The organism is Streptomyces sp. NPDC054841 (assembly GCF_053611045.1).
On sequence record NZ_JBSGZO010000314.1, the window covers coordinates 1 to 10,290 of the forward strand.

The 10,290-nt window shown below is 69.8% G+C and carries 12 protein-coding genes and 1 pseudogene; 6 read left to right on the plus strand and 7 right to left on the minus strand.

The features are described 5' to 3' along the window. Positions 1–94: 94 nt before the first annotated feature. Positions 95–535 (minus strand): helix-turn-helix transcriptional regulator, encoded by a 441-nt coding sequence (locus ACWGI8_RS30965; RefSeq protein ID WP_453665923.1) that lies wholly within the window; start codon positions 533–535, stop codon positions 95–97. Positions 536–557: 22 nt separating this feature from the next. Here ACWGI8_RS30965 and ACWGI8_RS30970 point away from each other — a divergent pair. The 5 genes and pseudogenes from ACWGI8_RS30970 to ACWGI8_RS30990 all read left to right on the plus strand — a co-directional run. Beyond that, positions 558–796 (plus strand): annotated as a pseudogene (locus ACWGI8_RS30970) (F420-dependent methylene-tetrahydromethanopterin reductase); the annotation flags it as partial. A gap of 295 nt (positions 797–1,091) precedes the next feature. Continuing rightward, complete coding sequence (locus tag ACWGI8_RS30975; RefSeq protein WP_453665925.1) at positions 1,092–3,332, plus strand: sensor histidine kinase; 2,241 nt, start codon at positions 1,092–1,094, stop codon at positions 3,330–3,332. Further along, positions 3,329–3,733, plus strand: coding sequence for a roadblock/LC7 domain-containing protein (locus ACWGI8_RS30980; RefSeq protein WP_453665927.1), 405 nt, complete (start codon positions 3,329–3,331; stop codon positions 3,731–3,733). Before ACWGI8_RS30975 ends, ACWGI8_RS30980 begins: the two co-directional genes overlap by 4 nt. Continuing rightward, on the plus strand, positions 3,733–4,098 hold the full coding sequence (locus ACWGI8_RS30985) for a DUF742 domain-containing protein (protein WP_453665929.1): 366 nt from the start codon (positions 3,733–3,735) through the stop codon (positions 4,096–4,098). Before ACWGI8_RS30980 ends, ACWGI8_RS30985 begins: the two co-directional genes overlap by 1 nt. After that, positions 4,085–4,675 carry a GTP-binding protein gene (locus ACWGI8_RS30990; RefSeq protein WP_453665931.1) on the plus strand — a complete coding sequence of 197 codons (591 nt, stop codon included), beginning with the start codon at positions 4,085–4,087 and terminating at the stop codon, positions 4,673–4,675. The genes ACWGI8_RS30985 and ACWGI8_RS30990 overlap by 14 nt, the downstream gene beginning before the upstream one ends. Before the next feature lie 64 nt (positions 4,676–4,739). On the opposite strand, the gene ddaH is transcribed toward ACWGI8_RS30990, so the two are convergent. Both ddaH and ACWGI8_RS31000 read right to left on the minus strand, forming a co-directional pair. After that, positions 4,740–5,552 carry a dimethylargininase gene (gene ddaH, locus ACWGI8_RS30995; protein ID WP_453665932.1) on the minus strand — a complete coding sequence of 271 codons (813 nt, stop codon included), beginning with the start codon at positions 5,550–5,552 and terminating at the stop codon, positions 4,740–4,742. A gap of 130 nt (positions 5,553–5,682) precedes the next feature. Then, positions 5,683–6,612: a LysR family transcriptional regulator gene (locus tag ACWGI8_RS31000; protein ID WP_453665933.1), complete on the minus strand. Its 930-nt coding sequence runs from the start codon at positions 6,610–6,612 to the stop codon at positions 5,683–5,685. A 198-nt stretch (positions 6,613–6,810) separates the two neighbouring features. Between ACWGI8_RS31000 and ACWGI8_RS31005 the strand changes: the two genes are divergently transcribed. Beyond that, positions 6,811–7,683, plus strand: coding sequence for an SDR family oxidoreductase (locus ACWGI8_RS31005; protein WP_453665934.1), 873 nt, complete (start codon positions 6,811–6,813; stop codon positions 7,681–7,683). A gap of 27 nt (positions 7,684–7,710) precedes the next feature. Here ACWGI8_RS31005 and ACWGI8_RS31010 read toward each other — a convergent pair whose 3' ends face one another. From ACWGI8_RS31010 to ACWGI8_RS31025, 4 genes are all read right to left on the minus strand, one after another. Continuing rightward, positions 7,711–8,202: an Lrp/AsnC family transcriptional regulator gene (locus tag ACWGI8_RS31010; protein ID WP_453665936.1), complete on the minus strand. Its 492-nt coding sequence runs from the start codon at positions 8,200–8,202 to the stop codon at positions 7,711–7,713. Between the two features lie 180 nt (positions 8,203–8,382). Next, a complete protein-coding gene (locus tag ACWGI8_RS31015; protein ID WP_453665938.1) occupies positions 8,383–9,195 on the minus strand; it encodes a DUF2182 domain-containing protein in 813 nt (270 codons plus the stop codon). Between the two features lie 48 nt (positions 9,196–9,243). Continuing rightward, on the minus strand, positions 9,244–10,041 hold the full coding sequence (locus tag ACWGI8_RS31020; protein ID WP_453665940.1) for a DUF899 domain-containing protein: 798 nt from the start codon (positions 10,039–10,041) through the stop codon (positions 9,244–9,246). Continuing rightward, positions 10,013–10,290 (minus strand): ArsR/SmtB family transcription factor (locus ACWGI8_RS31025; RefSeq protein ID WP_453665941.1); only part of this gene is annotated, 278 nt, incomplete at its 5' end. The genes ACWGI8_RS31020 and ACWGI8_RS31025, both read right to left, overlap by 29 nt.

A 10,290-nucleotide genomic window follows, 5' to 3' on the forward strand; every position in this document is an offset into this window, starting at 1 on the left:
GAATACGCCCAGTATGAGGACGACCCTCCGCCTTGCGATGCACCGCATCTGACGCCGCGCGCTGATCCACCGGGGATTACGGGACAGCCCTTAGCTACGGCTCGGGATGCGGCGCTTCTCGATTCCTGATCGGTCTGGTCACCTGTTTCGCCACGCAGGACGGGATCCCCGCCGTCGCGTCCGCCGCCTGGCGGCGATAGACGCTGGGGGGCACGCCGACCAGTTCGGTGAAGCGAGTGCTGAAGGTGCCCAGCGACGAGCAGCCGACCGCGAAGCAGACCTCGGTGACGCTGAGGTCGCCACGGCGCAGCAGCGCCATCGCGCGCTCGATGCGCCGCGTCATCAGGTAGCCGTACGGCGACTCACCGTAGGCGAGCCGGAACTGGCGGCTCAGGTGGCCGGCCGACATGTTCACGCCGCGGGCGAGCGCCTCGACGTCCAGTGGCTGCGCGTACTCCCGGTCGATCCGGTCGCGAACGCGGCGCAGCCGCGCGAGGTCGCCCAGACGCTGCGCCGTGGTGGGTCTGCTGGTCACCTGATAGATCGTGCCACGTCGCGCCGGTGTTGCCGAGCGCCACCACTTCCTGTGCCTCGCCGGGGGACTGCGACGGCACGAACACGGCGGCCGGATCCACGACTTGCATGTGGTGGCGTGGGGCGGCCCGAAACCTTCACCGTCCTGTCCGCACTCGCCGCCGTCACCGGACGGCTCGGCCTGACGGGCACCATCAACTCCAGGTTCAACGAGCCCTGTGCGGTGGCCCGCAGATGCTGCGCCTCGAACACGAGCGCCGGGTCGGTTCGAGGTGGTATCAGCCGAACTCCTGCACAAACCCCTGGTTTTCAGCACTATCAGACGCGCTTACCACGCATTGATCACTGCGGCAACCTCTCTTTTTCCCGGCGTGGCTGGTTATGATCTGCATCCCTCACGTTTCACCGAAGCCGGACCAGCCGTTCCCCTCCCCGTCCCGGGCTTGCGCGGGGCCGTGCTGTCGGCCTGTCCCCGCTCTCCCCGCCCTCGAGGACCGATGTCTCCCATAGAACCCGAAGGCCCGCGAGGCCCATCGAGAATGCGTCGACGGCGTACCGTGCGCCTGCGTACCCTGCTCATTTGGCTGGCGGTGGTCCCCACCGTGGCGATGGGTGTCCAAGTTGTCGTGACCGCGGACCGGTTGCTGGAGCAGTCGGAGCAGCTGCGCCGCGATGTGGCGACCGGTGAGCGGATCGGCGTACCCCTGTACAAGCTCATGGCCGAGATGCAGGCCGAGCGGGCGACGACGGCCGCACGGTGGGCAGGGTCTTCCGTGACCGAGAAGGACCTGCGGCACCGGCGCACGGCAACGGACCTCGCCGCGGCCGAATTCCGCCGGTCGTCCGCCACCGCCGCGGCGGGATCGGAGCAGGCGGACCGTCGCCTCCTGGAGGTGACGGAGGGCCTCGACGACCTGGGGACCTACCGGGAGCGCGCGGACGCCCGCAGCGGCAGCGCCGACAGCACGATCGCCTTCTACACCGGCATGATCAGCCAGATGATCCGGTTCTACCAGGACGAGTTCAGCGACCTCGAGGACGGCGAGCTCGCCCAGGAGAGCCGCGTGGTCGTCGCCATGTTCTCGGCGTCGGAGATCCTGGCGCAGGAGGACACGATCCTCGCGCAGGCCGGACCGTCCAGGGAGCTGACCAGCTCCCGGTTCACCGACTTCGTCAACGCCGTCGGAGCCCACCGCTACCTGTACGACATATGGATCGTGCCGCATCTGTCCGATGCGGCGGGCGAGCTCTATGCGCAGATCAGCGGCTCGGACGAGTGGCAGACCAAGAGCCGCATCGAGCACGCGGTCGTGTCCGAGCACGCGGACATCGGCACGCGTGTGAAGCTCCCCAGGGAGGTCAACGGCTGGCGGGCCGCACATGAGAAGTGGGCGGCGCAGTGGGGCACGCTGAACGCCGACCGGGCGCGCGCACTGCTCGCAGGGGCTGACGCCAAGGCGGCAGAGATCGAGGCGGAGGTCGCCTGGCTGGTCGCGGGAAGCAGCGGGGCACTGCTGGTCGTCACAGGTGTCGTCGTGTTCACCACGCGCACGGTGTTCCGCCGCCTGCGCGGTCTGTACGAGCGCACGCTGACCATCGCCGAGGAGACGCTGCCGGATGTCGTGGCCCGGCTGCAGCGTGGTGAGCCCGTCGATGCCGACACACTGCCCAGGACGACCGGGGCCCAGGACGAGGTGGGACGAATCAGGGACGCGTTCGCCCGCGTCGTCGCCGTATCCGTCGACGGGCACCGGCAGCTCGCGGACGAACGTCACGGTTTCGGACTGTTTGCCGCGGGCATCGCCTCACGCACCGGAAACCTCGTCAGCCGCCAGTTGAGCCTCACCGAGGAGCTCCAGGACTCCTTCGGCCACGACCCAGAGCTCCTCACGCAGTTGATGCGTTCCGACCAGTTGACGGTGGGCATGCGGCGGCAGGTCGAGAACCTGCTCATCCTGGCGGGCGGTGAGATCCCTGACCCGCACACCGAGCCCATGCGCGTCGCCGACCTGCTGCGCGAGGCCGCCGCGGAGGTCGAGGAGTTCCGGCGGATCGAGCGGCAGGCCCTGGACGAGATCAGCGTGGAACCGCGCGTGATCAGCCAGATCAGCCACCTCCTGGCAGAGCTGCTGGACAACGCCACCCGGTTCTCGCCGCCGAGGTCGAAGGTCGTCATCCGGGCCGAGCTGGTGGCGGACGGGCTGTCGCTCGAGATCGAGGACCGTGGTCCGCGCGTGACCCCCGCGAGCTACGAGGAGATGAACGGACGGCTGCACTCGGCCCCGCCGTACGCCGTGCTGGCCGAGAACGCGCACCGGCTGGGTCTCTTCGTGGTCGGCCACCTCGCCGAGCAGCTCCGGGCCAGGGTCATGCTGCGCAGGTCGGTGTACGGCGGGACGTCGGCGGTAGTGATCATCCCCAAGGAACTGCTCGTGCCGACCGAGCAGGAACAGCCGCACGAGTCGGCGCCGCCCGTCCCCGCACCGCGCCGCATCGATGAACGCAAGCCCGAGCTGGTCCTGCATTCGCGGTCCGGGCTGCCGAGCCGTCGGACGCATGAGCGGTCGCAGCAGAGCGGGCTCCCGGTCCGGCCCGTGGCAACGGACGGCGACTCCCGGCCGCCGCTGCCCGAGCGCGTCCCGCAGACCCATATCGCCGAGCAACTCCGCGTGCCACGCGCACCGGAACCAGTGGTCGGCCAGAGCGAGGCGACACCTGAAGAGGTGGCCGACGCCTGGGCGGACTACGAACACGGAACCCAGACAGTGGAACAAGAGCTCCGACAGGATCAGCCATGACGACGGCATCGAACGACATGATCTTCAGCATCCTGGACAACAACCTGAGCAGGATCGCCGGCATCCAAGGAGCCGTGCTCCTGTCCAACGACGGGATCAAGCTCAGCGCCTACCTGCTGGAACGGCCCCAGGCGGAGCGCATCGCCGCGGCGTCCTCCGGAATCGCGGCCACGATGAAGGCGATATCCCGGGAGGTCGGCGGTGGCCGGGTGATCCGCCAGCTGGTCGAGATGGACGACAGGTATCTCTGCATCGTCGGATGCGGGGAGGGCAGCACGCTCATCGTCGTGACCTCCCGCAAGGCACGGCTGGGGGAGCTGGGCGGCGAGGCGGTGCGGACCGCGCAGGCGCTCGGTGAGTGGCTGGGCACCCCTGAGCGCACCCAGGCGCCCACGTCGTAATGCCGGACGATCCGCAGCACCGAGGCCGCCGCCGGACGCGGCTGTACGCCCTGACCGATGGCCGTACTGCCGCTCCGCACACCGTCCTGACCATGGACACCACGATCACGGCGGCGGTCGCCGCGGACACCCACGGTGGCCTGCCCACCGAGTGGCAGGCCATCCTCGCCATGTGCCCGGCGCCGGACGGACGGGCGGTCGCCGAGATCGCGGCCCGGATGCACATGCGCCTCACTCCGATGACGGTCCTTCTCGGCGAACTCGCGGACCGCGGGCTGATCCACCACCGGCCGCCCCTGGCGGAGGCCGAGACCACCAATGTCCACCTGCTCATGAGAATCAGGGACAGCCTTGCCCGGATATGACTCCCCTGCCCAGGAAGCGGCCCCCGTCAAGATCCTGATCGCCGGGGGATTCGGCGTCGGCAAGACGACGCTGGTCGAGGCGGTCTCCGAGATCGAGCCGCTGCGTACGGAGGAACGGCTGACGGCCGCGGGTGTCGGCGTCGACGACCTCGACGGCATCGAGTCCAAGACGGTGACCACCGTCGCGATGGACTTCGGCCGTATCACTCTCACCGACGCCGGAGTCGTTCTCTACCTGTTCGGTACGCCGGGCCAGGAGCGCTTCTGGTTCATGTGGGACGACCTCTTGAACGGGGCCCTCGGCGCGATCGTGCTGGTCGACACCCGACGCCTGGACCGCAGTTTCGCGGCCGTCGACTTCTTCGAGAACCGCGGGCTTCCGTTCGTGGTCGGCGCGAACTGCTTCAACGGCGAGCAGCCGTACACGGCCGAGGAGATCAGGGCGGCGCTGCATCTGGGTGACCCGAACACGCCCATCCTGATGCTCGACGCCCGCTCCCGTGAGGACGTCCGGGACGCACTGCTCTCGCTCCTCGACGTTCTCATCGCAAGGGCAGACACCGCTGCGCCTGCGTGAGGAGCAGGAGCCGGCCGGTCACGAGGTGGCCGGGAAGGCGCCTGAAGAAGCCGGGGCTCCGGGGCTACTCGCGGATCTCCTGCGTGCAGCACTTCGCGCCGCCGCCGGCCTTGCGGAACTCGGAGAGGTCCACGGGCACGGGGACGTATCCGCGCTCGGCAACGCTTTCGATGAGGCCCTTCGCCTCCTCGGCGATCACCACATGGTGTCCGTCGGACACGGAGTTGAGCCCGAAGGCGAGCGCGTCTTCCCGCGTGGAGATGACGGCATCCGGGAAGAGCGTGCCCAGCACCTTCTGGCTGCCTTCCGAGAAAGCTCCCGGATAGTAGGCGATGTTGCTGTCGTCCAGTGCGAAGAGTGCTGTGTCCAGGTGATAGAAATGCGGGTCGACAAGGCGAAGGCTCACGGTGGGCGTCCCGAAGAATTCCTGAGCCTCTTGATGAGCCGCGGGGAGTGTACGGAACCCGGTGCCGGCCAGGATGTAGCCGCCGACCGGGGTGAAGTCCCCTTCCCCTTCGCACGTGTGGGACGGTACGCGCACCTCGAACCCGGCCCCCTCGAACCAGGCCCGGTAGTGGTCGGCCTCCGGCCGCCGCTCCGCCGCGTGGAAAACGGCGCCGAACACCTTGCCGTCGAGAACGAGCGCCGAATTGGCCGCGAACACCATGTCGGGGAGTTCGGCGACCGGCTCCACGGTCTCCACCGAATGACCGAGCGAGCGGTACAAGGACACGAGCCCGTCCCACTGCTTTCGGGCCAGGGAAGAGTCGACCGGTTCCTCTGACGTCATCCAGGGGTTGATGGCGTATCGGACATCAAAGTGTTCCGGCGGGCAGACGAGATAGCGGCGGACCCTCGCTGTGCGGATCGACGGCATCCTCAGCTTTCCTTCCACGCGATTGCGGTGCGCCGACAACGCTAGGGAATGGCGACTCACAGCGACAAGACGAAAGAGTTTCGTCCACTCACAACAATGTTGCGGATACGCGCCGTGGAACCACCACTTGTTAACCTCGCGGCGCGCTCGCCGGGCCGGTCGGGCCGAGACCCGTGAGATGGGCTCGGGCGTACGTGCGGAAGGCCGCCACGAGGCCGTTGCGGTCGCGGTCGCGGGTCGCCAGCACGACGTGGCTGGGCTCGACGCCCTCAAGCGGGACCGTCGTGAGGTCGGGACGCAGGGTGTGGGTGTGGACGTGGGCGGAGACGGCGACGGCCTGCCCGGCGGCGATGAGTTCGAACTTGTCCTCGACGCTCTCGACGAGGGGGCCGCCGGGTGCCGGACGTCCGTCGGGCCGGGGGTCGATGCGCCAGAAGGCGTTCACGAGCGGGTCGGACCGCCGCAGCCGGGGCAGGGGTTCGTCGGTGATGTCGTCCAGGGTGACCGATTCCTTGCCGGCCAGCCGGTGGTCCCGCGCCACCACCAGCACCCGGGGCTCGTCGTAGAGGGCTCTCACGTCCAGGCCGTCGGTCGGAAACGGCAGCCGGGCGACCACGGCGTCCACGCGGTGGTCCAGCAGCGCCGGGCGCGGTTCGTCCCAGGCCAGATGCAGGGTTCGTACCTCGGCGTCGGGGTGCCGCCGGCGTAGCTCGCGCACGACCGGGGTGATGATGAGGCCTGCCGTGTGGCCGATGGTGATGCGGCCGGGCTCGGCGGCGGCCCGGGTGCGCGCCGCGGCCTGGTCGGCGGAGCGCAGCAACGCCGTGGCGAGCGGCAGGAAGACCTCGCCGGCCTCCGTGAGGTGGTTGCCGTGGGGCGTGCGCTCGAAAAGACGGGTGCCCAGTTGCTGCTCGAGGCGGTGGATCTGCCGGCTCAGGGACGGCTGGGTGGTGTGGAGGGCTTCGGCGGCGCGGCCGAAATGCCGGTACTCGGCCACGACGGTGAAGCACCACACAAGCCGCAGATCGAAGATCGTCGGAGGTGGTGGCGAGCCGGGCACCGCTCCAGCGTAGCTCCCGCGCGGCCCGTCAACGCCGCCGTGACCGCCGTGAGCAGGGCGATACGCGCGGCGTATCCTTACGAAACATTCAATGGACCTGCCGTGCCCTGTCGCCGCAGAGTGGGATCACCGGCCGGGCGCCGTCCGAGCGCCCCATCGGGCCGGTTCTTGATTCCTCCGTCCAAGGAGTGCACCGCCATGCGTGTGTTCGTCACCGGCGCGTCCGGGTTCATCGGCTCCGCTCTCGTGCCCGATCTCATCGCCGCCGGGCATCAGGTCGTCGGGCTCGCTCGCTCGGATGCCGCGGCGGCTGCCGTGACCGCCGCCGGCGCCGCGGTGCGCCGCGGCACGGTGGAGGACCTCGACGGCCTGCGCGCCGGCGCCGCCGAGTCCGAGGGAGTCATCCACCTGGCGTTCAACCACGACTTCACGCAGCACGAGGCCGCGGCGCGCGCCGAGCTGCGCGCCGTCGAAACGTTCGGCGCTGCCCTTGAGGGTTCGGACCGGCCGCTGGTCATCGCCACCGGGGGGCCGGTGGGGAGTGAGCAGGACGCGCCGCCCGCCTCGGCGAGTCCCCGGAACCCCGGCGCCCGGGCAGCGCTCGCACTCGCGGAGCGCGGCGTGCGCTCGTCCGTCGTGCGGCTCGCGCCGACGGTCCACGACCGGAGCAAGAGCGGCCTCGTCGGACAGCTGGTCGGCATCGCCCGAGAGAAGGGAGTCTCGGGCTACCTCGGCGACGGGTCCAACCGCTGGCCCTCGGTACACCGGCTCGATGCCGCGCACTTGTTCCGCCTGGCGGTGGAGAAGGCACCGGCGGGATCGGTGCTGCACGGGGTCGGCGAGGAGGGTGTGACCATCCGCGCCGTCGCCGAGGTCATCGGCCGCCACGCGAACGTGCCGGTGACCGCCGTCACCGCCGAGGACGCGGGCACCCACTTCGGTTTCCTGGCCCGCATCCTCGGGCTCGACATGCCGGCCTCGAACACGCTGACCCGCGAACTACTGGGCTGGCAGCCGAGCCACGCCGGGCTCCTCGACGACCTCGACAACGGCCACCACTTCGACGGTTGATCCTCAGGCCGGGTCGGGCGCTCGTTCTCAGGCCAGGTCGGGCGCCAGGCGGCCCGATCCGGCCTCGGGGCTGCCCGGCAGGAGGTGCGAGAGCACGAAGAAGCTGTTGGTGGCCTTCACGAAGGACTCCGCACGGATCCGCTCCAGGACGTCTTCGAAGTGGGCGACATCGCGGGCCCTGATGTGCAGGAGCGCGTCGGCCTTCCCCGTGACGGTCACGGCCGACTGGATCTCCGGGTGGTTGCGGACCACCTCCGCCAGCCGCCTGGGCGGTGCGGCGCCGTCGCAGAAGACCTGCACATACGCCTCGGTCTGCCAGCCCAGCGCAGCGGGCTTCACCACTGTGGTGAAGCCAGTGATCACTTCCTGCTCCCGCAGCCTGTCCACCCGGCGTTTCACGGCGGGCGCCGAGAGGCCGATCGCCTTCCCGATCTCCCGCAGGCTGGCGCGTGCGTCGGCCATCAGCATCGCGACGATCTTGCGGTCGAGTTCATCCAGGTCGGGTGCGCGCCGGGACATGGGCCATCTCTCTTCTCGGGCTGCGGGCGTGTGCCGAGCGCCCCCGCGCGGCTGGGGTTCCCCACTTTGTGCGGGGCGGCGCAGCGCAGCATCTCATCACCGGGCGCCGCGCCGGCAATCGGAGTTTCCCTCCCGGGAGCAATCACGAAGCGCGGTGTGTCGGGCGGCCGGCCCGGCCCCTTACGGGTTCATCGACGGCTCCGACATCTGGAGGCCGGGCAGCAGCCAGTCCTGGAACGGGGCCAGAACGCCAAGGACCAGCAGGGTCAGACCGACCGCCCACGTGAGCAGCGGGCCGTGTCGCCACAGTTTCTCCAGGAAGACGACCGCCGCCAGGCCGGCCATGGCTGCCACATTCATCACGCCGAGCGGTACGAGGACGATCATCAGGCCCCAGGAGCAGCCCACGCAGTAGAGCCCGTGGTGCGCGCCCACGCGCAGGTCGCGGGCCCACGGCCGGAACTGCGCGTACCGCATCAGGTCCGACAGCGGGTTGCGGCAGTGCAGCAGACAGTCGCGCTTCAGCGGCCCGAACTGGTACAGCCCCGCGAGCAGGAACGCAGCCGCGCCGAGCCGGCGGGCTGCCTCGGGGTCCTCGTCCACCAGCCGCCCGGCTGCTGCGAGGACTCCGTAGGCGAGCAGACCGAATGCCGTCCAGGCGAGCAGGTAGCCCCCGGCGAACTGGGCGATACGCACGGCACGGACCGCACCGGCCGACTGCCGCCCGATCGCACGAGCCCAGGTGATGGCCACCGGCGCCAACGAGGGGAACATCATCGCCACCATCATGGTCACCCACAGCAGCAGGAAGAGCGGCAGCGCGAGAACCGTCGTTCCCGGCTCCATGACCATGTCGCCGGACCGGTCAGCGGTGAGCACCCAGGCCGGTGCTGCGCTCACGGACATCAGGATCCATGCAACGCCCAGTTCACGCCGCGGCAGAAGGATTCCCGGCCGTACCGGCTCGGGGACGGCGATGCGTATGTGCAGCATGGCGCTCCTCCCAGGGGCCCGCCCTGCTCGGAAGCAGGCCCGACCCCCTCACGACCCGCAGCAGCTTCGCGCATCGGGTTCGGACCGGTCGTCGTACTCGTCGTGGCGGCGCCACCAGATGCCGGCCTCGTTGCGCCCGCGTGGCGCGCGGTCGAGCCACTGATACATGCCCCAGAGGCCGTCCAGACCGCGTGCGTACGCCGAGTAGGTGTGGTGGACGACGCCGTCATCGAGTGCGAAGGCGCACATCCCCGGCATCTCGCGCGTGTACGTCGCGGCGTCCGTTCCGAGCGCGGCGGCGATGTCGCCGACCGGGCTGTCGTCGGCCTCCAGCACCGGCGTCACGTCCATCGGCCGGAAGTTGTACTCGACGGCTCCGGAGCGCTGCTGCTCCTCGGTGATCGAGGTGCCGAAGTCGTAGTTGAAGTCACTGCCGAACGACGACGCCCAGGGGAAGCTCCAGCCCATACGCCGCTTGTACGCCTGGAGTTTCGCGAGCGGAGCCCGCGACACCGCACAGAGCGTGACGTCATGATGGGCGAGGTGGACGACGGAGCCGTCGTAGCCGTCCGCGATCGCCGAGCAGGACGGACACCCCGCCTCGAACTCGGGCCCGAACATGAAGTGGTAGATGAGGAGCTGCGAGCGTCCTTGGAACAGATCGGCGAGGGATGCCGCGCCCTCGTCGGTCTCGAAGCGGTACTCCTTGTCGATGCGGACCCAGGGCAGCTCCTGCCGTCGGCGCGCCAGTTCGTCGCTGCGCCGCGTCAGCGCCTTTTCGGCATCGAGCAGCTCCCGCCGGGCCGCAAGCCACTCTTCACGTGTTCCGGTCCTGTGATCGGTCATTGTTTCTCTCCTCCCGCTCCGCTGCCTCGGCCACGCGCTTGATGTTCGCCAGCCGCCGGTCCCAGTCGGCCGCGAGCGCGGACATCCACCGCGCCGTCGCGTTCAGCGCTGCGGGCCGCACCGCGTACCGCACCTCGCGTCCGACCCGGCCGCCGGAAACCAGACCGGCGGCGTCCAGGACGGCGAGGTGCTTGACCACTGCCTGCCGTGAGACGGGAAGTCGTGCGGCGAGTGTCGTCGCCGTGGCCT